The sequence below is a fragment of the Halobiforma lacisalsi AJ5 genome, from assembly GCF_000226975.2.
Classification (GTDB): domain Archaea; phylum Halobacteriota; class Halobacteria; order Halobacteriales; family Natrialbaceae; genus Natronobacterium; species Natronobacterium lacisalsi.
On sequence record NZ_CP019285.1, the window covers coordinates 3,030,008 to 3,054,408 of the forward strand.

The window sequence follows — 24,401 nt, forward strand, 5'->3', positions numbered from 1 at the left end:
TCAGATCCCATCTGTACGGCGGACCGCAGGGGTGGAATCCTCATCTCCTTCGGACGTATTCCTACGCTCGGTAGGGTACTTAACCCCTTCGAACGTCGCGTCCGAGTCGACGGAGCCAACCGGCCCCGTCGAACGCGTTTGCGTTCACATCCGAACCCCCTCATACACTTAAGGGCGTCGGATCGGTGCCCCGCCGGAAACCGCAACCGGCGAGGCAGTGTGCGATCATAGCTGAACGCCCCGAGACGTATAAGGGCAACGGATCGGAAATCGGTTCGAAACCCGACACCGATCGTGCCCTGATCGTCGAGAGAGGGCGGATGTGATGTGCCTACCTCCGTGCCAAAGGCCGGAGGGAACGTGGCGGCCTGCGCCACGTCGTTCGCATTATCATCGAATACCGGGTGCATATATAAGGCCGTCGAAGCGAACTCTCATCGAATTCCAATACCATGGGACGTTTTTCCAACGAACGTCCGGGTTCGATCCGTTTTCAATGCTGCGACGAATTGGGCCCTGCTACTGGTTCGTTCCTGTGTCGTTCTCGAGATCGTAGGTGTGCGTTTCGAGAACGGGTATATAGCAAGCAGGCCCCGATACGTCGCTACCCGTCACATCGGGCAGGAAACCAGGCCCGAGATCAACACGATTTAGCGACGGGGCACGAACCCTCGAGTATGGACCGCGAGGGCTTCGTCAAACTCGCCATCGTCGCGTTCGGGATCGTCTTCCTGAGTTTCGTACTCCGGGGGGTCGGGCAGATTCTCGTCGGATTCGAGACCGCGCGACTGCTCTCGGCACCAGTGGCAGTCGGCGGGTTCCTCTTGCTCGTGTACCTGTTCGTGCGCGCAACGTTCGATGCCATCGGCGTCTGGGAAGTGAAGTAGCCGGCAATCTCTCGTGCGTGCGCGAGCGTTCGTTTGGACGTGAACGGGTTGGACAGGAACGAGCCGCCGAGAGGGAAACCGTTTTTCGACGTCCGCGCCAACCCGAGCACATGAGTATCGACGTCACGGAGATTCAGGACCTCGGACCCGGCGATCGCGCCGCCTTCTTCGACCGCGACGCCGGCATCGAGGACGTACGCGGGGACGTTCGTGAGATCGTCGATCGCGTGCGCGAGGAGGGCGACGTCGCCGTCCGCGAGTACACGAGCGAGTTCGACGGCGTCGAGGTCGGCAACCTCGAGATCACTGACGAGTGCGAACGGGCTTACGAGGACCTCGAGGACGACCTTCGCGAGGCGATCGAGGACGCCGCAGCGAACGTTCGAGAGTTCCACGAGGCGCAACTCCCGGCGGACTGGCGCGAGGAGTTCGGCGACGGGCGCGAACTCGGACGGCGATTTCGGCCTATCGAGCGAGTCGGCGTCTACGTCCCTGGGGGGTCGGCGGCCTACCCCTCGAGCGCGATCATGGGGGTCGTGCCGGCGGTCGTCGCGGGGGTCGAGCACGTGGCGGTCGTGACCCCGCCCGCGGAGGAGGTGAACCCGGCCACGCTGGCGGCGATCCACGCCGCGGGGGCGGACTCGGTCTACAGCGTCGGCGGCGTACAGGCGATCGCGGGACTGGCCTACGGGACCGAGACGATCACGCGCGTCCAGAAGATCGTCGGGCCGGGCAACAAGTGGGTCACCGCGGCCAAGGCGGAGGTGCGGGGGGACGTCGAGATCGACTTTCTCGCGGGACCGAGCGAAGTGGTCGTCGTCGCCGACGGGACGGCCGATCCGGAGTTCGTGGCTGCCGAACTCGTCGCCCAGGCCGAGCACGACCCGAACGCATCGGTCGTCGCAGTAACTGACGACGAGGAGACTGCGAACGCGGTCGCGGCGGCCGTCGACGACCAGGCGAACGCGCGCGAGCGCGAAGACGTGATTCGATCCGCGCTCGACAACGACGCCAGCGGTGTGTTGCTCGCACGCTCGATGAGCGAGGCGATCCTCTTCACCGAGGAGTACGCACCCGAGCACCTGGCGGTCGTCGCGGACGACGAGGAGTCGATCCTCGAGCGAATCGACAGTGCGGGAAGTGTCTTCCTGGGGCCGAACACGCCCGTAGCGGCCGGCGACTACGCCAGCGGGACGAACCACGTGCTGCCGACCAACGGCGAGGCCCGCGTGACGGGCGGGCTCTCGGTCGAGACGTTCCTCCGATCGACGACGGTCCAGCGACTCTCCCGCGAGGGGCTCGAGTCGATCGGCGAGACGGTGACGACTCTGGCGGAGGCGGAAGGGCTCGAGGCCCACGCGGAGAGCGTTCGCAAGCGACTGGAGCGGTAGGCGTTCCGGAAAACCCCGACATAATCGGCCATAACAAATACCCCGTGGTAACCGAGACCCGTGGTATGGGTAACCCGCTAACGAAGTTTTTCTCGTCGGAGTCGAAGTCTGAGTCAACGTCGAAAACGGACTCGGAGACGGGAGAGCAATCGGTCTCCAGTGTAGAAGCGAGCCGAACGCCGAACTCGAGTTCGAGTACGGACGCGGGGAACGAGACGGCAACGGCGGACGGAGACGGCCACGGGAGTGCCGCGAACACGACAGCGACCGACGGTGGAGCGACGACGGGAGGCCGGCAAGAGGACGACCGAGCCGAATCGGACACGCTCGGCGGACGGGACTCGGCCGACGAGAACCTGGATATCGCGACCGACGCCCTCCTCGATACGCTGCCCCAGCCCGCTTTCCTCCTCGATACGGAACATCGGATCATCGGCTGGAACCGCGAACTCGAGGTTCTCACCGGTGTCGACCGGGAAGAAGTCCTCGGCGAGACCGACGCCGGGGCCTTCTTCCGCGACGATCGGACGACGACGCTGGCCGACGAGGTCGTCGAGAACCCGGAGAGCGCACACCGCGGGACCGACGCCGAACGCTCCGGCCGCGACCAGCGCGCGTACGAACTCGAGCGCGAACTCGAAAACGCCGCCGGGGAGACGGTTCACGTCCACTCGGTCGCGACGCCGATCTATCAGCGCGACTCCTTCCAGGGCGTGATCCAGCTGGTCCAGGACAACACGGCGGTCATCCGGCGACGGGAGGCGATGGCCGATCTGGTGACGGAGGTCACGGAGACGGGGCGGACGCTCAACGAGGGAGACCTCTCGGCGCGGGTCGAGTATACGGACGAACACGACGTCCTCGACGAGGATATCAAACGGATCACGGACACGATAAACGAGATCGCGGCCCACGTCGAGACGACGATCCATGGCATCGGCGACGAGGTCGAAGAGCTCTCGGCCGAAGCCGCCGAGATCGCCGAAGCCGCGGCCGACGTCGACGAGCAGGTCGGCGAGCAGACCGACTCGATCGGGGCGATCGTCGAGGAGATCAGTGACCTCTCGGCGACGATGGAAGAGGTCGCGGCCAGTTCCGACCAGGTGTCGGCCGCCGCGGAACAGGCCCAGGAAGCGGCCGACGACGGGGTCGAGGTCAGCCGTGAAGCCCGCGAGGAGATGGACGAGGTCCTCGAGGCCTCGGAGGAACTCGTCGAGACCGTGACCGAACTCGAGTCGCGGATGGACGAGATCGACGAGGTCATCGAGGTCATCAACGACATCGCGGACCAGACGAACCTCCTCGCGCTGAACGCAAACATCGAGGCGGCCCAGGCCGGCGAGGAGGGCGACGGGTTCGCCGTCGTCGCCAACGAGGTCCAGTCGCTTGCAAGCGAGACGAAAGAACACACCCAGCAGATCTCGAGTCGGGTCGAGGATCTTCACGACCGGACCGAACGAACCGTCGACGTCACCGAGCGAACCAACGGCAGGATCGCGACGGCCAACGAGCAGATCGACGTCGCGATCGAGAACCTCCAGGAGATCGCGGACGCGGTCGACGAGGCCGCCCACGGGATCGACCAGATCGCCGACGCCAACGACGACCAGGCCGCGTCGGTCGAGGAGGTCGCGTCGGAGGCCGACGGCGTGGCCAACGACGCCGACCGGATCGAGGAGCGGATCGGCGAAGTGACCGAGCGGACCGCTGCCCAGCGGGACGCCATCGAGGACATGGTCGACTATCTGGAGGAAGTAGCGGACGGTGACGCTGTCGAGCGTTCTCGAGGGAGCGAGTACGGGAGTCGGTAACGGCGAACCGATCCGGTCGCACGGATCGCCCGAGAGCGCCGGGATCGATGGACCGGGTTCGACGGGGCGATACCGAAATCGGTTTCGCCCCGCCGAATAACGGGGCGTCAAGGTTAACATCGTCGCGCCGGAAAGGGAGAGTATGAGCACGGACAGCACGGGCGGTGGAGGGGTCGAGACCCAGCCGGAAATCGAGGTCACCGAGGAGGCGGCAGACCAGGCTCTCGCCCTCCTCGAGAACGAAGGATTGGACGACGGCGAGGCGGGGCTTCGCCTCTTCGTCCAGCAGGGTGGCTGTGCCGGCCTCTCCTACGGGATGCGCTTCGACGACGGTCCCGACGAGGACGACACGATCTACGAACACCACGGGCTACGCGTGTTCGTCGATCCGGCGAGTCTGAAGTATATCGAGGGCAGCATCCTCGATTACGAGTCCGGTCTCCAGGCCGAGGGCTTCCACGTGGAAAACCCCAACGTCGTCAGCGAGTGTGGCTGTGGCGAGTCCTTCCGGACGTAACGTTCGCCACGCTACTCGAGTTTCCACCCGTTCTCTCCTACCGTTTCCGTCCTACGGGCGTCCGACGACCCTCGAAAACCGGCGTCGCCTCGACCGATTCAGTCCTCGAGTTCGAAGGCGACGGTGACTTCGGCCTGATACTCCCGTTCGTCCGCCGTGGCGACTTCGACCCCGAGTTCGTCGACTTCTACCCAGTGGACGTTCTGGAGCGTGTCCTCGGCGCGGTCGATAGCGTCGTCTGCCGCGGCGTCGAAGCTTTCCGAACTGGTCCCGATCAGGGTGATCTTCTTGAAAACCATTGCGGTCGTCACTACATGACAGGATAACTTAAAGATACGCCGTGAGTGCGCTCCCGTCGCGAGGAGTGAACGTTTTTGTGGATCCGAGTATCACGTTTACGTATGGCAAACGCCGAGGATTCAGTCGAGGCACCCGACGTCGGAGAGCTGACGCCGCCGGACCGGACGCTGATGGGGCCGGGACCGAGCGACGTCCATCCCCGAGTACTACGGGCGATGAGTACGCCGCTCGTGGGCCACCTCGACCCGTCGTTCGTCGAGATCATGGACGAAGTCCAGGAGCTGTTGCGGTACACGTTCCGGACCGACAACCAGTGGACGATCCCGGTCTCGGGAACGGGGTCGGCGGCGATGGAGGCCGCGATCGGGAACGTCGTCGAACCCGGTGACACGATGCTCGTCCCCACCAACGGCTACTTCGGGGGGCGTATGGCGTCGATGGCCCGCCGGGCCGGGGGCGAGGTCGTCGAGGTCGACGCGCCGTGGGGCGAACCCCTCGAGCCGGCCGACGTCTCCGACGCGCTGGCCGAACACGACCCGGACGTCTTCGGGTTCGTCCACGCCGAGACCAGTACGGGTGTGCTCCAGCCGAACGTCTCCGAACTCACCGCGGCGGCCCACGACCACGACGCCCTCGTGATCGCCGACAGCGTCACCTCGCTGGGTGGCGTGGAACTGCGCGTCGACGAGTGGGGTATCGACGTCGCCTACTCCGGACCCCAGAAGTGTCTCTCCTGCCCGCCGGGGGCGAGTCCCCTCACCCTCTCGGACGAGGCCATGGACAAGGTCCTCTCCCGCGAGACCGACCCGCGCTCGTGGTACCTCGATCTTTCCCTGCTCGAGGGCTACTGGGGCGACGAGCGGGCCTACCACCACACCGCGCCGATCACGAACGTCTACGCGATCCGCGAGGCGCTCCGGCTCGTGGCCGAGGAGGGGATCGAGAACCGGTGGGACCGCCACGAACGTCTCGCCGGCGCGCTGAAAGCCGGCGTCGAGGCGATGGGCCTCGAGATGAACGCCCCCGACGACTACTGGCTGCCGAGTCTGAACGCCGTCCGCGTGCCCGACGGCGTCGACGACGGCGAGGTGTGTGACGCGCTGATCGACCAGTACGACCTCGAGATCGCCAGCGGCCTGGGCGACCTCGAGGGGGAGATCTTCCGCATCGGCTGTATGGGCCACTCCGCGCGACCCGAGAACGTGATCTACGTGGTGACGGCGCTGGGCGACGTCCTCGAGTCGATGGGCGCGGACGTCGATCCGGGCGCAGGTGTCACTGCGACGCGTCGCGCGCTCGAATAAAAATCGAAGTCGAAGTCGAAGTCGACCTTTCTACGCCGTTACTCGCGGTCCTGGCGGGGCTCGTTCGACCTGATAGTCGTCCCCGTCGACGACGATGATCGCCCACTCGTAGTTGGGATCGGAACTGGTGAGCCGTTCCTCGAGGTCGTCGGCATCTCCCGCTTGCGCGACGAAACAGTGGAACTCTCCGGACGACGACGATGGAAGTGTCTCCGTCTCGAGTACCGTGTTGACGTGGACGACCTTCCACGCTCGTTCGGCTCTGAACGCCGGTCCGTTACCCTCGACGGTGTATCCGAGCTCTGCGAAAATCGACCTGGCCTGCTCGACGAGTCGCATGTTAACAGGACCCATTCATCTACGGTTACACCAGGGGTGCACATAAATCTTCGCCTGTGAACGAGTCAACCGGAACGATTCGACGGCTGACTACCGAAGGTCGACGAAAACAGAGGAATTATCGAAGAAAGTCCGTGTTCAGTTCGACAATACCCGATTACTCTCGAGCGGCGCGAGTCGACGCGGATTCGACGATGCACGGACGCGAACGCGGAACTACTCGTGAGCGGCGTCCCACTCGGTCGGCTTGCGGAAGTTCCCACACCGGTTACACTTGATCCGGCCCATCGCATCCATGGCGTTGTCCAGACTCTCGCAGTTCGAACAGAACCAGCCGTACCGTCGATCGGCGTCTCGCGTCTCGTAGGCGACGAGGAACGGACCTTTCGACCCTCTGTCGCCTTCGGTCTCCGAGACGTAGACCGCGTCCCCGTCGTCCGTTTCGGTCCGTTGCATACCCACTCGTATCCGCCGTTCGAATAAAGGATTGTTCGTCCGACTCGAGTCACGATCCGCGATCGTCGTCCGTTCGTCGTGGAATCGTTCCTGGCCGTGAACCGACGGGTATGCTACTCTTACCCACGAGTGACGTCGGTACTGAAACCTTTACCCACGCGGGAATCCTTCGAGGACGTAATGACGCTGGTCGTCGTTCCCGTTCGATATCCCCTGACGAAACACTCCCGCAAGACGCTCGAGCGGGCCATAGAGGTCGCACGCGATCGGGACGCGGCGATGACGATCCTCCACGTGGACCTCTACCAGAACGGGAAGAAAGTGACGAGAATCGATCTGAAAAACGCGGTCGAGCGCACGTTCGGGCCGCTCGAAAACGCCCGGTACGTCGTACGAACGGGCTTTCTGGTCGAGGAGAGCATTCTGGACGAGGTCGCGGCGGAGGACGCGGACATCGTCGTGATCGGCAGCGAGCGCGCGAGCCGACTGCGGCGACTCTTCCGTCGGTTCACGAACAACCCCGACATCGAGGCGTTCCTGCGGGACCACCTCGAGTGCGAGATCATTACTGTCGAGCGACAGCGCGCCTGACGCGCCCGACGCGCCGATCGATCGGTCTCACCCGTCGTCCGCGTCCCGCACGACGAACACCGGAACCGAGGCGCTGTCGACGACTCGTTCCGAAACGCTGCCCATCGAGACGACTTTCTCCCGCGGACTCTTGCCGCGCGTCCCGATGACGATCAGGTCGATCCCCTGCTCGTCGGCGTACTCGAGGATCGTCTTCGCGGGCGTTCCCTTGCGGATCTCGCCGACGGCGTCGAGCCCGGCGTTCGCGGCGCGATCTTGGACCTCGGTGATCGCCGCCTCGCCTTCGGACTCGAGGGTCGACTCGACGTCGGCGTCGCCGTCGCTCGCGGCCGCCGTGATACGGCTGTCCACCACGTACAGCGCGTGGACGGTCGCGTCGTTGTCCGCTGCGATCGGGAGCGCGTGCGACAGCGTCTCGGCGACGGTGTCGCTGCCGTCGGTCGGAATGAGGACGTCGTCGTACATCGCGTAAGGGTTGGGCAAAGAGAACCATAAAAACACCCACAAATCCCCCGTTCGCGGGAGTTTCCGGCGACGTTACTCCCCGGGGCCGCTCGAGTCTCCCGACTCGCGCGCTCCGTCGTCGGCTTCCGCTCCCATCGGCGAGCCGTCGGACGGCGACGCGCGGGCGGGTTCGGGACGGGGTTCCGACTCCCGACCGTCGACCGCCATCCGCGCGACGCCGCTGGTCTCGTCGAACACGTGGTGGCGATGGGGGTACGCGAACTCGACGTCCGCGTCCGCGAACCGCTCCCGGATCGCTGTCTGAACGCTCGAGCGAACGAGCGCCTGCTTGTAGGGGTTCTTGATCCAGAAGTACAGGACGAGCGAGATCCCGTCGTCGGCGTACTGGTCGATCGCACACACCGGGGCGGCGGCGTACCGTGCGCTCCCGATCCGGATGTCCGGCCCGCCCGAGATAACCTCGTCGACGCTGCGGGCCGCCCGCTCGGCCGCGGTCCGGGCAGTCTCGAGGTCGCTCTCGTAGGTGATGTCGAATCGCACCGAGATCCGGGTCCGTTCGTCCTCCGCGGAGTAGTTGACGACGTCTCGCTGCTGGATCTCGGAGTTCGGGATGACGATAAACGTGTTCTCGAGGGTGAAGATCTTCGTGTACCGGATGGTGATGTCCTCGACGAAGCCACGGTGGCCCTGATCGACGACCTCGATCATGTCACCGATCTCGTATGGCTGGTCCGCGAGGACGAAAAAGCCGTTTATCAGGCTTCCAACCAGCGGCGCGAGGACGACGGCGATCACGGCCGAGATGACGGTCACCGAGAGGAAGATTTCGCCGCCGCTGACACCCAGGATGTACGCGACGACGATGAGCGTGACGAGCAGGACGGAGACCCTGACGCCGCGAAGCACCGTTCGCGTAACACTGGGGCGTTCGATCCGCTGTGCGACCGTCCGGCCCGCCATCCGGACGACGAGTTTCGAGATGAACCAGCCGATCACGAGGACGACGAGCGCGAGGGCGATCTCCTCGAGGCTGGGGAACGAACTGGCGGCTTCGACGAGCCCGTCGGTCGCCTCGGACTCGGCGCCGGCACCGGGGTCGCCCCCGGACTCCTCTCCCTGGAGGTCGCCGTACATGGGAACACACTCAGCCCCGTGGTGGTTAAGGGTTCTGACCGGTCCGCCGCCATCCGCGTTATCGCGCCCGTGACGCTTTCTTCGGCGAAGTATCGCTATCCGACGAGGACAACCCGATTTCGAAAACAGATGCTACTCGGTGTATAATAAATCATTTATCCGTAGGGGTCCTACAGCGGCGTATGGCACCAGACGAACTGCGCTCGACGGTCGAGCGCGTTGGGGACCGGTTCAACCTCGGCGAGTACGAGATCGATGCCTATCTCACCGTCCTGGAACAGGGACAGCTCACCGCGAGCGAGATCGCCGACAGGACCGAGATTCCACAGCCCCGCGTCTACGACACGGTCCGCAGCCTCAGCGACCGCGGCCTGGTCGAACTGCGGGAGTCCCGCCCGATGAAAGTCGTCGCGATCGACCCCGCCGAAGCCTTCGACGACGTCCAGAGCTCCCTAGAGCAGATGATCGACGAACTCGAGGCCCGCTACACGGCCCCCGCCCGCGACACGGAGGCGGTGTCACTGGTCAAGTCCCGATCGACGATCCTGCGGTACTTCGAGGAGGTCATCGACTCCGCGGAGTACGAACTCTCCCTGTCGCTGACGCCGGACCTGCTGACACGGTTCCAGGACCAACTCGAGGCCGCCGTCGACGCGGGCGTCAGCGTCGACCTGATCGTGACGCCGGCGAGCGAAGCGCCCGCACCCGAGGAGTTCGACTATCTGTCGGTCGCGACGACGGCCCGTGCGCGCCGCGGGATCACGACCCCGGTCGTCGCCGTCGCGGACGGAAACTACTCCGTCTACGCGACCCAGGACGCGCTGCGCGACGACCAGGACCGCTATGGGGTCATCTTCAACCGCTCGGCGCTCGGCTTCCTCGTTTCCGGGTTCTTCGGGACCGTCCTCTGGACGACCGCGGAACGCACCCTCGCGGAGGACGGCACCGCGCGGACCTACCCGCGCAAGTACGCCTCGATCCGCCGCTGTGTCAAGGACGTCATCGACGAGGGCGGCGAGTTCTACGCGACGATCGAAGGCCGCGACGTCGAGGTCGGCAGCACCCAGATCGTTCGCGGCCGGATCGTCGACGTCTCGTTCGAGGTCAGCGAGGAAGTCGCCAGCATGACCCTCGAGGACGAGGAGGGACGCGAAGTGACCGTCGGCGGCCGCGTCGCCGCGCTCGAGGACCTCGAAGCCCACGAGATCCATATCGGCCGCCACGAACCGCCGACGCTCGAGGAGTAACCCGGTTTCGTCGCCGGTCTCGGCGGTTCCCCGGTTCGACCGTCTCGCGTCGGTCGGAGTAATCGTCGGCTTTTCGTCCCGCTTCGGTCTCGCTCCCGTCTCGTTCCTCCGGTTTCCGTCCGGTTTTCGGTCCGACCTCGGGCACAGGTATACAGGGTACCGTCGCGCCTTCGCCATCGTGTCACCGATTTTGACCCCGATAAAAGTGATGGTATAATAACACGGCGTTACGAAACGCAGGACGGTATCCGTTCGAATCGGGTCGGGTCGTGCAAGCCAGTTCGTTAACCGTCCGAACGTCGTGTGATTAGTTCGGATGGGAAACGACACCACAGGACGATGTCGTGAGGAATCGTCCCGGCGCTCGTTCGTGGCCGGCGTGTCTGCGGTCGCCGCGGCCGGAACGACGGCGATCGCCGGTTGTCTCGGACGGGGTCCCGGATCGAACACCGTGGTGATGACCGCAGATTCGGGTGTCGAGGGGATCATACACAGCGAGGGGGACCAACCCTCGGTTCAACAGGCGCTCTGGGACGCCGGTCTCGACGAGGACATCCGCATCGAGATCCAGACCGTCGTCAGCGACTCCGCATCCCGGATGCAGACGGCGCAAGCGGCGCTCGAGGCGGGTCGCGCCCCGCCGGACATCCACATGATGGACAGCGGCTGGACGGTTCCGTTCGTCCTCCGCAATCAGACGGTCAACCTGACCGAAGAACTCCCCGGGGAGACGCTCTCATACGTCAACGAGAACTACCTCGACGCGATCCTTGAGACGGCCCGTCATCCCGAGTCCAGTGACCTCCACGGGCTACCGCTGTTCCCGGACCTCGGGTTTACCCTCTACAGAGAGGACTATCTCGAGGACGCTGGCTACGACACCAGTAGTTGGGCGACGGATCCGCCGCAGTGGGAAGAGTTCGCAAACGCGGTCAGCGACGCGAGGGAACAGGCAGGACTCGACTACGGGTACACGACGCAGGCGGCCGCCTACGAGGGGCTGTCCTGCTGTACGTTCAACGAGGTGATGACGAGCTGGGGCGGGGCGTACTTCGGCGGCGTGAACAACCTCTTCACCGCCGGCGACCGGCCGATCACCGTCGACGAACAGCCGGTCATCGACGCGATTCGGATGATGCGCTCGTTCATCGAGGGCGAGAACCAGAACACCCTCGACGGCTACGCCCAGATCTGCCCGTCGCCGATCATCCAGTGGACCGAACAACAGTCGCTCAGCCCGTTCGACGCCGGCAACGCCGTCGCGAACCGGAACTGGTCGTTCGCGATCGCCCAGACCGGCGCGGAGGAGGCCTTCGGCGAGAACCTCGGAGTCACGACGTGCCCGATCGGGGTCCCCGAGGAGGAGGCCGAGTTCGACGGCACCGGCGGCACCGCCGCGGCGCTCGGCGGCTGGAACCTGGTCGTGAGCCCGTTCTCGGATCGCAAGGAGGAAGCGCTGCAGGTCCTCGAGGCGTTCGCCAGCGAGGAGGTCATGCTCACGGTCTTCGAACTCGGGGGATACCTACCGCCGAATCTCGATCTGGTCGCGGAGGCCAGCCCGGACGACGTTGGTCCGGTCGCCCGCTACGGCGACGTCGTGCAGGCGGCCAGCGACAACGCGATTCCCCGTCCCGCGACCGATCTCTGGCCGGAGCAGTCGGCGCTGGTCTACCAGTCGGTCAATTCGGCCTACCGCGGCGCGAAGGCGCCCGAGGCGGCCATGAACGACCTCGCGCAAGAACTCGAGCAGAGCGAATCGGAGGTGCAAACGAATGGCAACTGATACCGATACGGATGGACTGACCCGCGGTGAAACCGGACGGAGTCAGGACCGAGAACGGACCGGTAACGCGGTCGTCAATTGGATGGAGGGGCTGAGCGAGACGGCCTACGCGTATCTGTTGTTGCTGCCGGCGTTCGCGTTGTTGACGCTCGTCGCGTTCTATCCGATGATCCGGACGTTCGTTATGTCACTCCGGGCGGACCAGACGCGGGGCATAGATCCGCTCGGCGGATTCATCGGCATCGAGAACTACATCGACATCCTCACCGGGAACGCGCGGCTGGCACGGCAGTTCCTCGACATCGGGCTGACCTCGTCGTTCCCCTTCATCGAATTCGGCACGCCGTTCTTCCAGCAAGCACTGTTCGTCACGCTCGCGTTCGCGATCATCAGCGTCGTCATGGAGACACTGATCGGGTTCGGGCAGGCCTACGTGCTCGACCAGGACTTCCGGGGCCGACGCTGGGTCCGCGTCGCGATCATCCTCCCGTGGGCGGTTCCGATCGTCATTCAGGGGATGATCTTTTTCCTGATGTTCCAGCCGACCGTCGGATTCGGCTCGGACCTCATGCAGAGCATCGGCGTCTTCAGCGGGACGCCGCTGGCCAACAGCCGGGACGCGTTCATCATCATCCTCGTGGCCGACATCTGGAAGTCCGCGGCGTTCATGGCGCTGCTGATCCTCGCGGGACTGCAGAGCGTCGATCGGAGCCTGTACGACGTCGCCCGTGTAGCCGGAGCCTCGCCGTGGCAGCGGTTCAAACTGATCACGCTGCCGCTGGTGATGCCGGCGCTGCTGGTCGCGATGCTGTTCCGAACCATGGACGCGATGCGCGTCTTCGGGCTGATCGAGTCGACGGCCGGCTGCACGACCGTGCCCTCACTGACCTGCCTCGTCGTCGAGGCGATGTTCGGCGGCACGCGAATCTACGCGACGGCCGCCGCCGTCGCTTTCTCGACGGCACTGGTTATCGGCCTGATCATCGGCGGCTACGTCGTGCTCTTCCGCGACACCGAAGGAGGGATGTACTGATGTCCGATCCGAACGAACACACCGATCCGAACGACACTGGTGACCGACCGAGAGACCCGACGCTCCGCCGGCCCGACGGCGGACGAAACGTCCTCAAGGAAGGCCGCGACGCGGAACTCGACCGCGGCCCGCTCCAGCAGTGGGCCGCCAACTCCATCGAGAACCCCGAACGGGTCTACCGGGCACTGTTCTACGTCGCAGCGATTTTCTTCCTCTTCACGACCCTGTTCCCGTTCTACTGGCTGCTCATGGTCGCGCTGACGCCCGAAGGGCAGCTTCAGGACATCGTCTTCACGCCGAACGGGTTCAACCCCGGCGCCTTCATCGAGGTCTTCGAGGTCATCCCGTTCCACATCTACATGTTCAACAGCTTCATAATCGCGCTGGCCTCGACGGCCGTCGTCCTCGTCGTCGCCAGCCTCGCGGGGTACGCCTTCGGCCGCCTCGAGTTCCCCGGCCGGACGCCGCTCATGCTGCTGGTGCTGATCATTTCGTTCTTCCCGCCGGCGGCGTTCTTCATCCCGCTAAACGACCTCTTTAACACCTCGTTCTTCTTCCTCGAGCCGATCACCGGCGACGGGACCCTCTACAACACGCCGTTCGCGCTGGTGACGCCGCTGTCGGCGATCTTCATGCCGCTCGCCATCTTCATACTGACGACGTTCTACTCGCAGATCCCGGACGGGCTCGAGGACGCGGCCCGCGTCGAGGGGACGACCCGACTGGGCGCGCTGCTCAGGGTCATCATTCCGCTGTCGGCGCCCGGCGTCGCGACCGCCGGCGTGCTGACGTTCATCGCGGTTTACAACGAGTTCTTCTTCTCGTTCCTGATGACCGACGGCCAGCCCCAGAACTGGGCGCCGATCCTCGACGGTATCCTCGCCTATCAGGGCCAGTACGAGGTGCTTTACCATCTAATGGCCGCCGCGAGTATCATCGGGGTGATCCCGGTCGCGATCCTCGTGGTTATCGCACAGGAAAAGATCGTCAGCGGACTCACCGCAGGAGCACTCAAGGAGTAACACAATGGCACGAGTACGACTCGAGAATATCACGAAACGGTACGGAGACGAAACGGCAGTCGACGACATCAGCCTCGAGGTCGAGGACGGTGAGTTCGTCACTTTCGTCGGCCCTTCGGGCTGTGGGAAGTCGACGACGATGGAGACGGTCGCGGGGTTGACCGAGCCCACCGAGGGTCGGGTCTACATCGGCGACGACGAGGTCACCGGCCTCGCCCCGAAGGATCGCGGCGTCGCGATGGTTTTCCAGAACATCGCGCTGTTCCCCCACATGGACGTCTACGAGAACATCTCGTTCGGCCTCCGACTGCGGAAGTACGACGACGAGGAGGTCCGTCGTCGCGTCGAGGAGGCCGCCGATATCGTCCAGCTCGAGGGGATGCTCGATCGAATGCCGGCGGAGATGTCCGGCGGCCAGCAACAGCGGGTCGGCATCGCCCGCGCGATCGTTCGCAATCCGGACGTGTTCCTGATGGACGAGCCGCTGGCGAACCTGGACGCGAAGCTGCGGGTCCACATGCGCACGGAGCTCCAGCGGCTCCATCGGGAACTGAACGCGACGATCATCTACGTCACCCACGATCAGGCCGAGGCGATGACGATGTCCAACCGGATCGCCGTCCTGAACGACGGGAAACTCCAGCAGATCGCCCCGCCGCTGGAGTGCTACAACGAACCGACGAACCTGTTCGTCGCGGGGTTCATCGGCTCGCCGTCGATGAACTTCGCTGAGGGAACGCTCGTCGAGGGCGGCCTCGAGACGAATAACTTCAACATCGATCTCGATCCGGGTCGACTGTCGGGCGTGTCGGTCGGTGACGAGGTCACGCTCGGCGTCAGACCGGAAGACGTCCACCTGCGGCGGTACGCGGACTCACTGGCCGATCCGACGGATCCGATCGACGCCCGATCCGACGTCCTCGAGCCGATGGGCGACGAGGTCTTCGTCTACCTCCTGCTGGCCGAGGAGGCCGGCCGCTCGATGGCCGAGGATCCGGCGACCGCGTCCGACCAACTGCTGATGAGCATCACGCCGGATACCGACGTCCACGAGGGACAGGACCTCGAGGTCGTGCTCGATCGGTCGAAGCTACACCTCTTCGATGCGGCGACCGGCGAAGCGCTGCTCCACGGACTGGTCGAGCGCTCCGGGCCCGAATCGGGCGAGGCGTCGAAAGCGGGCTGATCGCTTCCCCGCGACGCGGGTTGCCGGCGACGGAACAAAGTCGATCCAGTCCAAGATTCGATATAGCGATGACCAGTGTATAGGCTCGAAACCGAACGCCGGACCACAGAGAGATGACAACCGATCGAACGGACATCAGGACGGGAATCGTCGGCCTCGGTAACATCGGACAGTACCACGCCGAGCGGTTGGTCGATCTGGACGTGCCGCTGGTCGGCGGCATGGACGTCGCCACCGACGCCCGGACGCGGTTCGCGCGACGGTACGACGTCGACGTCTACGAGGACCATCGGGATCTGTACGACACGCTCGACGCCGTCGTCATCACGACGCCGAACAAGTACCACGAGGAGTACGCGATCGACGCGTTCGAACACGACCTGCACGTGCTCCTCGAGAAGCCGCTGGCTCACTCGATGGAAAGCGCCGAACGAATCGCCGAGGCGGCACGGGAGGCCGACGGTCACTGCATGGTGGGATTCAACAACCGCTTCGCCAACGCGGTCCGGATCGTCAAGAACCGGCTCGACCGCGGCGATCTCGGCGAGGTTTCACACGTCGAGGCGAACTACGTCCGACGCCGCGGCATCCCGGGCCGTGGGTCGTGGTTCACCCGACGACAGATCGCCGGCGGCGGCGCACTCATCGATCTGGGCGTCCACGCGATCGACCTCGCGATGTATCTGCTCGACTACCCCGAGGTCACGGAAGTCAGCGGGATCGCCCGCAGCGAGTTCGGCTCCCGCGAGGAGTACGCGTACCTCGACATGTGGGCCGACGACGCGGGACCGGCGGGGTTCGACGTCGACGACTCCGCCAGCGCGTTCGTCCGCTGTGCGGACGACCAGTCGATCTCGCTTGAAGTCGCGTGGGCGACCAACCGGCCCGCGAACCACGAGTTCGTCGTCCGGGGCACCGAATCCGCCGCCCGGTTCGACCTGCTCGAGGGCGACCTCTCCTTTTACTCCGCGAGCAAGATCGGCCCGGACCACCTCGAGGATACGTCGATCGAGACGCGCCAGAACGATACGCACACGGACGAACAGCGGACGTTCTTCGACCGTATCGCCGCGGACGACCCCGACGACGACAGCGTCGAGCAGGCGCTTGCCGTCCAGCGGATCGTCGACGCCATCTATCGCTCGAGCGAGGAGGGCCGAACGATTCCGATCGACGAGTGACGAGTTGCGAAGAGGTGTCCGGGTGCCACCGTTTTATTGAAACCGGGACCGTTCGCCGATCCATGGAGATCGGCGTTCATACCCCGCCGCTCGCGGATGAAACGCTCGCCGACGCCCTGGCCTATCTCGACGACCTGGGCGTCGACACCATCGAGCCCGGCGTCGGCGGCCACCCGGGAGAGGACCACCTCCCCCGGGCCGAGTACCTCGACGACGAGGACGCCCAGGCCGAGGTGCGTGACCTGCTAGACGACCACGACATGCGGATCAGCGCGCTCGCGACCCACAACAACCCGTTACATCCCGACGACGAGCGGGCCGAGGAGGCCGATACGGAACTCCGGGAGGCCATTCGACTGGCCGACCAGCTCGAGGTCGACGTCGTCACCTGCTTCTCCGGGCTCCCGGCCGGCGGACCGGACGACGAGGTCCCCAACTGGATCACCGCCCCGTGGCCGCCGGAACACGCCGATGCCCTCGAGTACCAGTGGGAGCAGGCCGTCGACTACTGGAGCGATCTGGCCGCGTTCGCCGACGACCACGGCGTCGACGTCGCGATCGAGATGCATCCGAATATGCTCGTCTACGAACCGCACGGGATGGCCCGACTGCGCGAGGAGACGAACGAACGCGTCGGGGCGAACTTCGACCCCTCACATCTCTACTGGCAGGGAATCTCGGTCACCGACGCGATCCGCTATCTGGGCGAACGCGACGCCATCCATCACGTCCACGCAAAGGACACGCGGATCTACGAGGCGATGGCCCGCGAGAAAGGCGTTCTCGACACGACCGCCTACGACGACGAACCCAACCGCTCGTGGCTGTTCCGCTCGGTCGGCTACGGCCACGACGAATCCCACTGGAAAGACGTCGTCTCGACCCTGCGGATGGTCGGCTACGACGGGGCGCTCAGCATCGAACACGAGGACTCGCTGACGAGTTCACGGGAAGGCCTCGAGAAGGCGATCGAACTGCTCGAGCGAGTCGTCTTCGAGACCCAGCCTGGCGAGGCCTACTGGGCCGAGTGACTGGCGGATTCGGGGCCCTTACTCCAGGACTCGGTCGACGAGGGGACTCTCGTCGGAGCCTGATTCGTGGACGTCGACGCGGCCGTCGCCGTGGACGACGACGTCGTAGCCTTCGTACTCGAGCGCAACGACGGCGTTCCGCTGACCGGTCGCGTGAGACGTTCGAAAGAGCGAGTCGAGCGCTTCCGGGTTGACGACCGAATACAGAGGTTCGTACTCCGGGGGCTCCATCTCGGTGGGATCGACGCCTTCCTGGGCGGCGATCGCTTCGATAATAGCCTGTGAGGGAGGCACCTCTCCGCTCGCCGTCGACGTATTTCCGGGAGAGGACATGTCTCGACGTAATAGATTCACGCGGATAAGAATGGTGCCCAATATCCTGACAATACGGTCGAGGGGGCACGCTGCCGTGATGTTACCGAAAGCAGTTACTGTTTTTATACGGATCACTGGAAACTACTGCTGGCCGAACCGCAAACCCCTGCGATCGGGCCGGGAAGCCGGTACAGCAGACCGAATCAGTCACGCGCCCGCTCGAACGTCTCGATCGCGAGTTCCCGACGCTCCCCGTGATCGACGATCGGCGCCGGATACTCCGGGGCGATACGCTCCCGTTCTGCATCGGAGAGCGAGCCCCAGTCGTGGATCTCGTCGGCCGACGCGTCCCGCAGTTCCGGCACGTACTCGCGGATGTACTCCGCGTCTGGGTCGTAGTCCTGGCCCTGTTTGGTCGGATTGAAGACCCGGAAGTACGGCTGGGCGTCCATCCCCGTCGAGGCGGCCCACTGCCAGCCACCGACGTCGTTTGCCGTGTCGTGATCGGCGAGGTTGTACCGGAACCAGTCGTACCCCTTCCGCCAGTCGACGAGGAGGTCCTTGGTCAGGAACGCGGCGACGATCATCCGGACGCGGTTGTGGACCCATCCGTCCTCGCGAAGCTGTCGCATCCCGGCGTCGACGATCGGGTAGCCGGTCTTCCCGGCCTTCCAGGCGGCGAACTCGTCGGGGTCGTTCCGCCAGTCGATCTCGCCCGTCGCGTCGCTGAAGTTCTCGGAGACGATCTCCGGGTTGAACGCCAGCACGTGGGCGTAAAACTCCCTGAACGCGAGCTGTCGACGAAACGCCGTCACCCCGTCCCGCTCGTCGTCGCTCGAGGCCCGGTCCATCGCCCGCTCGGTCGCCGCGTAGACGGCCCGGGGGCCGATAGTTCCCCACTTGTAGTGGACTGAGAGCCGCGAGGTCGCCCCCGCCGCCGGGTAGTCGCGGCGGTCGTCGTACTCGTAGATCGGGCCCGCACAGAACGACGCGACGCGTTCGCGGGCCGTCGCCTGAGTCACTGGCCGGGTCGACGCCTTCGGCTCGTCGAACCCGAGATTCGCGAGCGAGGGCAACGGATCGGTGCCGTCGTCGCCGTGCAGGTCCGTGAGGTCGTCCGCAGCCGGCGGCTCGACGGGCGCGGGCTTCTCCCGGTCGCGCCACTTCTTCCAGAAATACGAGAAGACGGAGTAGTGATCCCCCTGGTTGGGCGTGATCGACCCCGGTTCGTGAATGATCGAGTCGTAGACCGTCTCCGTTTCGACCCCGTCGTCCTCGAGCGCGGCAGTGACGGCGCGGTCCCGTTCGGCGGCGAGTCCGCTATAGTCCTCGCCCCAGGTGACGGCTTCCGCGTCGTACTCGGCCGCGACTCGGGGGACGACCTCGCTGGCCTCACCACGGAACACGAGGAGGTCGCTGCCCAACTCGCGGTACCGGTCGCGAAGCCCCCCCAGCGCCTCGAGCAGACAGGAGACCCGGACCGGCGACGCGTGCTCGAGGACGGTCGGATCGAGGACGAACAGGGGGACGATGTGGGCGTCCTCACCCGTGCCCTCACTCTCGCCCTCTCCCGTGCCCTCGCCCTCATCGTCGCGGTTTCCCATCGCCGCGGCGCGTCCCAACCCGCGGTTGTCCCGCACCCGCAGATCCTTGCGGTGCCAGTGAACGATCATATCGGATCTGACCACTCGAGAACTGAAAGCGTGCGGGGCATCAGTGTTGGCGTCGGCGTGCCATCGGTGCCGACGGGTTCCGAGACGGCGTGGGGCCTCGCTCGTTTTTCGGTCCAGAGTACCCCGTTAGTCGCGTTCGGGTCGCCCGTTGCGGCCGAGTCGACCGTCGAGGTACCCGCGGATCCCGCTGATCGCGCTTTCGATCGAGTAGTTGCGGGCGACGTAGACGCTCGCGGCCGCCAGCGCCGTCCCGGCGACGACGTCGAGGAACCAGTGGATCCCCAGATACATCGTCGAGACGACGACGCTAATGGCGAGCACGCCCGAGATGGGTACCCAGAGCGGATACTTCTCACGGGTCTGCCAGGCGATGAAGAAGACGGTCATCGACAGCGACGAGTGCAGCGAGGGGAACACGTTGGTGTTCTGGTTCACCTGGTTCGTGAGCGTCCGCGACTGCGGGAACGCGTCGTACAGCAGCCCCTCGAACAGCGTCGGCTCGAGGTTGCGCGGCCCCATCGAAAGGAAGAGGACGTAACAGACGAGGCCGACACCGTAGTTCACCGCGAACGCGACGATCAGCGTCGATAGCTCCTCCATCTCCTCGAGCGCGAAGTACGCGACGAACGGGAACAAAAGCAGGAACGCGTAGCCGTAGATGTAGACGAACACGAAGTAGGCCGTCACTTCCGGGGTCTGGAACGACTGGAGGACGACCACCGGATACTCGGGGAAGACTACCCGTTCGAATTCGAAGAGATACGAGGTGACCGGGTTGCCGATCACTTCCCGCTCGAGACGCACGACGACGTCGACGGTCGCCCATCGGAGAAGCAACACGACCGCGAGCGCGGCAAGCGGCAACAGACAGGCCCTGAGTCGCCATCGAAAGTCGTTCAGGGCCGTCGCTACCGGTCGCGGCCCGACGACGACCAGGGTCGCGACCGCGAGCATCGTCGCGACGACCAGGGCGAGTTCGAGGACGACGGCGGCGAGCGTCATTCGTCTCGAGGTAGGATCCATGACCCATTAATAGAACGTGGTTGGGGTCGGCGATGACCGACCTCGAGATGGGTCACGCACTGCGGGTCGGAGGACGGAACGTCCTCGAGTCGGCGGAATCCGTCTACTCGAGCAACTCTCCATCGGCGTAGCGGTAGCCGGCGTCCCGGAACAGCGACCGCACGAGTTCGACGTCGATCTCGCCGTCGGTTCCGGGGAAGTCGATGATCTCGATGCCGTCTCCCTCGTCCCCGTCCTCGTTTTCGTCTTCGTTTGCGTCCTGATTTTGATCACCAGTTCCCCCACCGGACCGACCGTTCGGCCCGAACTCGTCGTCGGAGAGTCCGACGAGCGCCCCCAGCGAGGTCGCCGGCTCCGCGAACCCACCGAACAACTCGAGTGCAATGTGTTCCCGGTCGACGAGCCGGGAGACGATCTGCCGGAACCGGGGGTTACCGAGTTCCGGATGATGGTGGTTGTACCCGATCATGTAGAACGAATCGGCCCGCCCCGTAACCGTCGACACGTCCTCGGCATCGGTGAACCGGCCGATATCTTCGGGTGGGATGCCGTCGCCTGTTATGTCGATCTCGCCATCGAGCAGCGAGTCCATCATCGTCCCGACGTTCGGGTCGATCCGGAAGCTGATCCCGGAATACTGTGAGAATCCCTCGAGGAACTCGGGCCGGTCGTCAGACTCCCTGAATACGTGGTCCTCGACCGGCTCGAGTTCGATCCTGTCGATCGTGATGTCGGTGATTTCGAAGGGGCCGGAGCCGACCGGCTCCTCGTTGTCCGTCGTCAATGCTTCGGTGCGTTGATCGGCGACGGGTTCCGTCCGGTCGCGCCAGACGTGTGCGGGCAGTATCGGGATCGAAAACGCGGTGGTCGCAGCGGGTCGCAACGTCTCGCCGAAGGAAAACCGGACGGTGCGATCGTCGAGCCTGTCGACCGTCTCGACGATCGTCCCCCGACTCCGGTATCGCGGTGCCGGCACCCCGCCGTCGACCGTGCCCATGGAGGTGTCCGCCAGGAACCGGTAGGTGAAGACGACGTCGTCTGCCTCGAGGGGTTCTCCGTCGTGCCACTCCAGGCCCTCGCGGAGCGTCACGTCGGCCCGAAGTCGCGGTTCCGATCCGGTGCCACGCTCGTCCCAGGAAACCTCCTCCGCGAGCCACGGGACCCGTTCCGTTTCGGTCCCGGAGTCGGACCAGTTCGGCTGCGATTCGGCTCCCGTGTCGTCGCCGTTCTCGTCGTCTACTCGAGTGTCCTCGCGCGACGGACCCGTCTCGACTCGGCGAACCAGCGGTTCGTACAGCAGTCCCAGCAGGCCATCGATTCGGTTCCGGTCGACGACGAGCGGATTCAGGCGCTGACCGAGCCGATCGCCGTAGACCCCGACCTCGAGCGGCCCGTCCCGGGCCCCGTCGGCGGGTTCGCGAGAGAGAAGGTCGAAGTAATCCCCAGGACGGGAGAGCGTCCGCCGGGCGTCGATTCCGGCGCGATGTCCGGCGATCTCGATCGGGAAACCGATGGTCGTGTACGGCACGGTGTCGCCGAGGTACTCGAGCAACTCGGCGATCGTCTCCCGGCGCTGGTCCCCGGTCTCGCGTCGCTGTCGCTCGAGAAGGTCGTCCGCGAGCACGTCCGAGAAGTGAAAGGGGTTTTGCCACCCCTGTTCGTTGACGAACTCGGAGTGTAACAGTCCCCGCAGCGCGTCGTACTCCTCGATTCCCGGGTGACGGGCGACGAAAACGTCGTACTCCTCGTCAAGGAGTACGTCCCGATAGAGGTCGGCTTCCGGAACCGGTTCGTGGGTCACGCCGATCCCGGCGTCGCGAAGGTTCTCGCGGAACTGGCTCACGATCTTGGCCGCCGCGAGGTCGTCGTCCGCGGGCACCGTCTTGATCGTCAGTTCGATCTGCTCGGAACCGGCGGTGCCCGCCCGTGACCAGAGCCGTTCCGAACAGCCCGCGAGTGCCGCGGCGATTGCACTCCCCGCCCCTGCGAGTGCCCCTCGTCGCGTCGCCGACGGCGCGCCTTCGTCCATATCATAGCAGGTACATCTCCACGATGTATAGGACTTACTCTCTGAACGACACCTCGAGGCTCGAGGCCGAGCGGGACGAGCATTTCCCACCGCAGACGGACGGTGAGCGGCGGGACCGCGAAAACGGCCGGGAACCCGGAAACGTCGGATCACCGCATCGCCCACGGGAGGGGACGACCGACGGACTGCACAGACAGGTACGAATGAGTGACTATTTTGAATTCCTGAGTATCAGTAATCGATGACTATATTGATTTCACGACGATATGCTCGCGATGAACGTCTTTCCTTCAGTTATACGAGCACCATAACAATAGCCGTATTCGGATACCATCGGGGCGTGGCACCCGTTCCCACCTCGAGACGCAACCGATCGCTCGCCGACGGGATTCGAACGTGTACGCGACGCCGACTGCAGCCGACGAGGGACTCGCCGATCGGTCGCGTCGGGTTCGGGAACGACCACGAGAGACAACTATGAAACTCGCACTCATCGGCTTCGGACAGGCAGGCGGGAAGGTCGTCGACGAGTTCCTGGCGTACGACGAGGCGATCGGCGGCGGATTCATCAACTCCGCGATCGCCGTCAACTCCGCGACGACGGACCTCAAGGGACTCGAGTACGTGCCGAAAGAGAACCGCGTCCTCATCGGACAGGCCCGTGTCAAGGGCCACGGCGTCGGCGCCGACAACGAACTCGGCGCGACCGTCACCGAGGAGGACATCGACGAGATCCAGGGGGCGATCGACCGGATCCCGGTCCACGAGATCGACGCGTTCCTGATCGTCGCCGGAATGGGCGGCGGGACGGGATCGGGCGGCGCGCCCGTCCTCGCGAAACACCTCAAGCGGATCTACAACGAACCGGTCTACGGACTGGGCATCCTCCCTGCCACGGACGAAGGGGGTATCTACACGCTCAACGCGGCGCGTTCGTTCCAGACGTTCGTCCGCGAGGTCGACAACCTGCTGGTCTTCGACAACGACGTCTGGCGCAGCGCCGGCGAATCCGTCCAGGACGGCTACGATCGGATCAACCGCGAGATCGTCGAACGGTTCGGACTGTTGTTCGCGGCCGGCGAAGTCGACGATGACGACGACGTCGCCGAGAGCGTCGTCGACTCCTCGGAGATCATCAACACCCTCGAGGAGGGCGTCTCGACGATCGGCTACGCCCGCGAGGAGGTCGATACGTCGGGCGGACTGCTCTCGTCGTTCCGCGGCGACGAGGAGTTCGACGAGGGACAGGCGACGAACCGGATGACGAGTCTCGTCCGCAAGGCGACGCTCGGCCGGCTCACGCTTCCCTGCGACGTCTCGAGTGCCGACCGTGGGCTGGTCGTCGCGACCGGCCCCGCGGAGCACCTCAATCGGAAGGGCGTCGAACGCGGCCGCCAGTGGCTCGAGGACGAGACCGGGAGCATGGAGATCCGCGGCGGCGACTACCCGCTGTCGGACCGCGACGAGGTCGGCGCGATCGTCCTTCTGTCGGGCGTCACCGACGTACCGCGGGTCGACCAGCTCCAGGAGGTCGCCATCGAAGCACAGGAGACGACCGAGTCGGTGCGCGCGAACGCCCAGGACGAGTTCGCCTCGCTGATGGACACCGGCGGGGAACTCGACGCGCTGTTCTAATCCGATCGCCGCGGCCGACGAACGTTTTCGCCGTCGCTTCGACTCAGC

23 protein-coding genes are annotated in these 24,401 nt (G+C 65.0%); 14 read left to right on the plus strand and 9 right to left on the minus strand.

From position 1 onward, the window contains the following. Nucleotides 1-677: 677 nt before the first annotated feature. The 4 genes from CHINAEXTREME_RS14750 (at nucleotide 678) to CHINAEXTREME_RS14765 (ending at nucleotide 4,606) form a co-directional block, all read left to right on the plus strand. Nucleotides 678-887, plus strand: coding sequence for a hypothetical protein (locus CHINAEXTREME_RS14750; protein WP_007142999.1), 210 nt, complete (start codon nucleotides 678-680; stop codon nucleotides 885-887). Between the two features lie 110 nt (nucleotides 888-997). Continuing rightward, nucleotides 998-2,278, plus strand: coding sequence for a histidinol dehydrogenase (gene hisD / locus CHINAEXTREME_RS14755; protein WP_007142998.1), 1,281 nt, complete (start codon nucleotides 998-1,000; stop codon nucleotides 2,276-2,278). Nucleotides 2,279-2,343: 65 nt separating this feature from the next. Further along, nucleotides 2,344-4,089 carry a methyl-accepting chemotaxis protein gene (locus CHINAEXTREME_RS14760; protein ID WP_007142997.1) on the plus strand — a complete coding sequence of 582 codons (1,746 nt, stop codon included), beginning with the start codon at nucleotides 2,344-2,346 and terminating at the stop codon, nucleotides 4,087-4,089. 142 nt (nucleotides 4,090-4,231) lie between these two features. After that, nucleotides 4,232-4,606, plus strand: a complete 375-nt coding sequence (locus CHINAEXTREME_RS14765; RefSeq protein WP_007142996.1) for a HesB/IscA family protein — start codon at nucleotides 4,232-4,234, stop codon at nucleotides 4,604-4,606. A 98-nt stretch (nucleotides 4,607-4,704) separates the two neighbouring features. Here the strand turns inward: CHINAEXTREME_RS14765 and CHINAEXTREME_RS14770 are convergent, their stop codons facing one another. Beyond that, on the minus strand, nucleotides 4,705-4,905 hold the full coding sequence (locus tag CHINAEXTREME_RS14770) for a dodecin (protein ID WP_007142995.1): 201 nt from the start codon (nucleotides 4,903-4,905) through the stop codon (nucleotides 4,705-4,707). Nucleotides 4,906-5,007: 102 nt separating this feature from the next. On the opposite strand from CHINAEXTREME_RS14770, the gene CHINAEXTREME_RS14775 reads away from it, so the two are divergent. Continuing rightward, nucleotides 5,008-6,210: a pyridoxal-phosphate-dependent aminotransferase family protein gene (locus CHINAEXTREME_RS14775; protein ID WP_007142994.1), complete on the plus strand. Its 1,203-nt coding sequence runs from the start codon at nucleotides 5,008-5,010 to the stop codon at nucleotides 6,208-6,210. A gap of 30 nt (nucleotides 6,211-6,240) precedes the next feature. On the opposite strand, the gene CHINAEXTREME_RS14780 is transcribed toward CHINAEXTREME_RS14775, so the two are convergent. Together CHINAEXTREME_RS14780 and CHINAEXTREME_RS14785 are read right to left on the minus strand one after the other, a co-directional pair. Further along, nucleotides 6,241-6,549, minus strand: a complete 309-nt coding sequence (locus CHINAEXTREME_RS14780; RefSeq protein ID WP_007142993.1) for a DUF7116 family protein — start codon at nucleotides 6,547-6,549, stop codon at nucleotides 6,241-6,243. Nucleotides 6,550-6,765: 216 nt separating this feature from the next. Next, nucleotides 6,766-7,005, minus strand: coding sequence for a DUF5816 domain-containing protein (locus tag CHINAEXTREME_RS14785; protein ID WP_007142992.1), 240 nt, complete (start codon nucleotides 7,003-7,005; stop codon nucleotides 6,766-6,768). Between the two features lie 180 nt (nucleotides 7,006-7,185). Here CHINAEXTREME_RS14785 and CHINAEXTREME_RS14790 point away from each other — a divergent pair, with 180 nt between their 5' ends. Beyond that, on the plus strand, nucleotides 7,186-7,596 hold the full coding sequence (locus tag CHINAEXTREME_RS14790) for a universal stress protein (protein WP_007142991.1): 411 nt from the start codon (nucleotides 7,186-7,188) through the stop codon (nucleotides 7,594-7,596). 27 nt (nucleotides 7,597-7,623) lie between these two features. Here the strand turns inward: CHINAEXTREME_RS14790 and CHINAEXTREME_RS14795 are convergent, their stop codons facing one another. Together CHINAEXTREME_RS14795 and CHINAEXTREME_RS14800 are read right to left on the minus strand one after the other, a co-directional pair. Beyond that, nucleotides 7,624-8,061, minus strand: coding sequence for a universal stress protein (locus CHINAEXTREME_RS14795; RefSeq protein WP_007142990.1), 438 nt, complete (start codon nucleotides 8,059-8,061; stop codon nucleotides 7,624-7,626). Nucleotides 8,062-8,133: 72 nt separating this feature from the next. After that, nucleotides 8,134-9,195, minus strand: a complete 1,062-nt coding sequence (locus tag CHINAEXTREME_RS14800) for a mechanosensitive ion channel family protein (protein ID WP_007142989.1) — start codon at nucleotides 9,193-9,195, stop codon at nucleotides 8,134-8,136. 182 nt (nucleotides 9,196-9,377) lie between these two features. Here CHINAEXTREME_RS14800 and trmB point away from each other — a divergent pair, with 182 nt between their 5' ends. From trmB to CHINAEXTREME_RS14835, 7 genes are all read left to right on the plus strand, one after another. Next, entirely contained in the window at nucleotides 9,378-10,442 is a 1,065-nt protein-coding gene (gene trmB, locus CHINAEXTREME_RS14805) for an HTH-type sugar sensing transcriptional regulator TrmB (RefSeq protein ID WP_007142988.1), read from the plus strand. A gap of 316 nt (nucleotides 10,443-10,758) precedes the next feature. Continuing rightward, complete coding sequence (locus tag CHINAEXTREME_RS14810; RefSeq protein WP_007142987.1) at nucleotides 10,759-12,225, plus strand: extracellular solute-binding protein; 1,467 nt, start codon at nucleotides 10,759-10,761, stop codon at nucleotides 12,223-12,225. Then, nucleotides 12,215-13,258 carry a carbohydrate ABC transporter permease gene (locus CHINAEXTREME_RS14815; protein ID WP_010546842.1) on the plus strand — a complete coding sequence of 348 codons (1,044 nt, stop codon included), beginning with the start codon at nucleotides 12,215-12,217 and terminating at the stop codon, nucleotides 13,256-13,258. The genes CHINAEXTREME_RS14810 and CHINAEXTREME_RS14815 overlap by 11 nt, the downstream gene beginning before the upstream one ends. Further along, complete coding sequence (locus CHINAEXTREME_RS14820) at nucleotides 13,258-14,280, plus strand: carbohydrate ABC transporter permease (RefSeq protein ID WP_007142985.1); 1,023 nt, start codon at nucleotides 13,258-13,260, stop codon at nucleotides 14,278-14,280. The genes CHINAEXTREME_RS14815 and CHINAEXTREME_RS14820 overlap by 1 nt, the downstream gene beginning before the upstream one ends. A 4-nt stretch (nucleotides 14,281-14,284) precedes the next feature. Beyond that, a complete protein-coding gene (locus tag CHINAEXTREME_RS14825) occupies nucleotides 14,285-15,466 on the plus strand; it encodes an ABC transporter ATP-binding protein (RefSeq protein ID WP_007142984.1) in 1,182 nt (393 codons plus the stop codon). A 113-nt stretch (nucleotides 15,467-15,579) separates the two neighbouring features. After that, nucleotides 15,580-16,647, plus strand: coding sequence for a Gfo/Idh/MocA family protein (locus tag CHINAEXTREME_RS14830; protein WP_007142983.1), 1,068 nt, complete (start codon nucleotides 15,580-15,582; stop codon nucleotides 16,645-16,647). Nucleotides 16,648-16,709: 62 nt separating this feature from the next. After that, nucleotides 16,710-17,678 carry a sugar phosphate isomerase/epimerase family protein gene (locus tag CHINAEXTREME_RS14835; RefSeq protein ID WP_007142982.1) on the plus strand — a complete coding sequence of 323 codons (969 nt, stop codon included), beginning with the start codon at nucleotides 16,710-16,712 and terminating at the stop codon, nucleotides 17,676-17,678. A gap of 18 nt (nucleotides 17,679-17,696) precedes the next feature. Here CHINAEXTREME_RS14835 and CHINAEXTREME_RS14840 read toward each other — a convergent pair whose 3' ends face one another. From CHINAEXTREME_RS14840 to CHINAEXTREME_RS14855, 4 genes are all read right to left on the minus strand, one after another. Beyond that, nucleotides 17,697-18,011 carry a HalOD1 output domain-containing protein gene (locus CHINAEXTREME_RS14840; protein ID WP_007142981.1) on the minus strand — a complete coding sequence of 105 codons (315 nt, stop codon included), beginning with the start codon at nucleotides 18,009-18,011 and terminating at the stop codon, nucleotides 17,697-17,699. Nucleotides 18,012-18,196: 185 nt separating this feature from the next. After that, the gene (locus CHINAEXTREME_RS14845) at nucleotides 18,197-19,666 is read right to left on the minus strand and encodes a cryptochrome/photolyase family protein (RefSeq protein ID WP_007142980.1); all 1,470 of its coding nucleotides are present in this window, start codon (nucleotides 19,664-19,666) and stop codon (nucleotides 18,197-18,199) included. Nucleotides 19,667-19,792: 126 nt separating this feature from the next. Continuing rightward, a complete protein-coding gene (locus CHINAEXTREME_RS14850; RefSeq protein WP_007142979.1) occupies nucleotides 19,793-20,668 on the minus strand; it encodes a phosphatase PAP2 family protein in 876 nt (291 codons plus the stop codon). A gap of 124 nt (nucleotides 20,669-20,792) precedes the next feature. Further along, nucleotides 20,793-22,718: an ABC transporter substrate-binding protein gene (locus CHINAEXTREME_RS14855; RefSeq protein WP_007142978.1), complete on the minus strand. Its 1,926-nt coding sequence runs from the start codon at nucleotides 22,716-22,718 to the stop codon at nucleotides 20,793-20,795. A 477-nt stretch (nucleotides 22,719-23,195) separates the two neighbouring features. Here CHINAEXTREME_RS14855 and CHINAEXTREME_RS14860 point away from each other — a divergent pair, with 477 nt between their 5' ends. Beyond that, a complete protein-coding gene (locus CHINAEXTREME_RS14860) occupies nucleotides 23,196-24,353 on the plus strand; it encodes a tubulin/FtsZ family protein (protein WP_007142977.1) in 1,158 nt (385 codons plus the stop codon). Nucleotides 24,354-24,401: the final 48 nt, after the last annotated feature.

What these genes read in the sequence shown, in the direction of transcription:
- CHINAEXTREME_RS14750 (WP_007142999.1), top strand. Translation starts at nt 678, where the DNA reads ATGGACCGCGAGGGCTTCGTCAAACTCGCCATCGTCGCGTTCGGGATC.
- hisD (WP_007142998.1), top strand. Translation starts at nt 998, where the DNA reads ATGAGTATCGACGTCACGGAGATTCAGGACCTCGGACCCGGCGATCGC.
- CHINAEXTREME_RS14760 (WP_007142997.1), top strand. Translation starts at nt 2,344, where the DNA reads ATGGGTAACCCGCTAACGAAGTTTTTCTCGTCGGAGTCGAAGTCTGAG.
- CHINAEXTREME_RS14765 (WP_007142996.1), top strand. Translation starts at nt 4,232, where the DNA reads ATGAGCACGGACAGCACGGGCGGTGGAGGGGTCGAGACCCAGCCGGAA.
- CHINAEXTREME_RS14770 (WP_007142995.1), bottom strand. Translation starts at nt 4,905, where the DNA reads ATGGTTTTCAAGAAGATCACCCTGATCGGGACCAGTTCGGAAAGCTTC.
- CHINAEXTREME_RS14775 (WP_007142994.1), top strand. Translation starts at nt 5,008, where the DNA reads ATGGCAAACGCCGAGGATTCAGTCGAGGCACCCGACGTCGGAGAGCTG.
- CHINAEXTREME_RS14780 (WP_007142993.1), bottom strand. Translation starts at nt 6,549, where the DNA reads ATGCGACTCGTCGAGCAGGCCAGGTCGATTTTCGCAGAGCTCGGATAC.
- CHINAEXTREME_RS14785 (WP_007142992.1), bottom strand. Translation starts at nt 7,005, where the DNA reads ATGCAACGGACCGAAACGGACGACGGGGACGCGGTCTACGTCTCGGAG.
- CHINAEXTREME_RS14790 (WP_007142991.1), top strand. Translation starts at nt 7,186, where the DNA reads ATGACGCTGGTCGTCGTTCCCGTTCGATATCCCCTGACGAAACACTCC.
- CHINAEXTREME_RS14795 (WP_007142990.1), bottom strand. Translation starts at nt 8,061, where the DNA reads ATGTACGACGACGTCCTCATTCCGACCGACGGCAGCGACACCGTCGCC.
- CHINAEXTREME_RS14800 (WP_007142989.1), bottom strand. Translation starts at nt 9,195, where the DNA reads ATGTACGGCGACCTCCAGGGAGAGGAGTCCGGGGGCGACCCCGGTGCC.
- trmB (WP_007142988.1), top strand. Translation starts at nt 9,378, where the DNA reads ATGGCACCAGACGAACTGCGCTCGACGGTCGAGCGCGTTGGGGACCGG.
- CHINAEXTREME_RS14810 (WP_007142987.1), top strand. Translation starts at nt 10,759, where the DNA reads ATGGGAAACGACACCACAGGACGATGTCGTGAGGAATCGTCCCGGCGC.
- CHINAEXTREME_RS14815 (WP_010546842.1), top strand. Translation starts at nt 12,215, where the DNA reads ATGGCAACTGATACCGATACGGATGGACTGACCCGCGGTGAAACCGGA.
- CHINAEXTREME_RS14820 (WP_007142985.1), top strand. Translation starts at nt 13,258, where the DNA reads ATGTCCGATCCGAACGAACACACCGATCCGAACGACACTGGTGACCGA.
- CHINAEXTREME_RS14825 (WP_007142984.1), top strand. Translation starts at nt 14,285, where the DNA reads ATGGCACGAGTACGACTCGAGAATATCACGAAACGGTACGGAGACGAA.
- CHINAEXTREME_RS14830 (WP_007142983.1), top strand. Translation starts at nt 15,580, where the DNA reads ATGACAACCGATCGAACGGACATCAGGACGGGAATCGTCGGCCTCGGT.
- CHINAEXTREME_RS14835 (WP_007142982.1), top strand. Translation starts at nt 16,710, where the DNA reads ATGGAGATCGGCGTTCATACCCCGCCGCTCGCGGATGAAACGCTCGCC.
- CHINAEXTREME_RS14840 (WP_007142981.1), bottom strand. Translation starts at nt 18,011, where the DNA reads ATGTCCTCTCCCGGAAATACGTCGACGGCGAGCGGAGAGGTGCCTCCC.
- CHINAEXTREME_RS14845 (WP_007142980.1), bottom strand. Translation starts at nt 19,666, where the DNA reads ATGATCGTTCACTGGCACCGCAAGGATCTGCGGGTGCGGGACAACCGC.
- CHINAEXTREME_RS14850 (WP_007142979.1), bottom strand. Translation starts at nt 20,668, where the DNA reads ATGACGCTCGCCGCCGTCGTCCTCGAACTCGCCCTGGTCGTCGCGACG.
- CHINAEXTREME_RS14855 (WP_007142978.1), bottom strand. Translation starts at nt 22,718, where the DNA reads ATGGACGAAGGCGCGCCGTCGGCGACGCGACGAGGGGCACTCGCAGGG.
- CHINAEXTREME_RS14860 (WP_007142977.1), top strand. Translation starts at nt 23,196, where the DNA reads ATGAAACTCGCACTCATCGGCTTCGGACAGGCAGGCGGGAAGGTCGTC.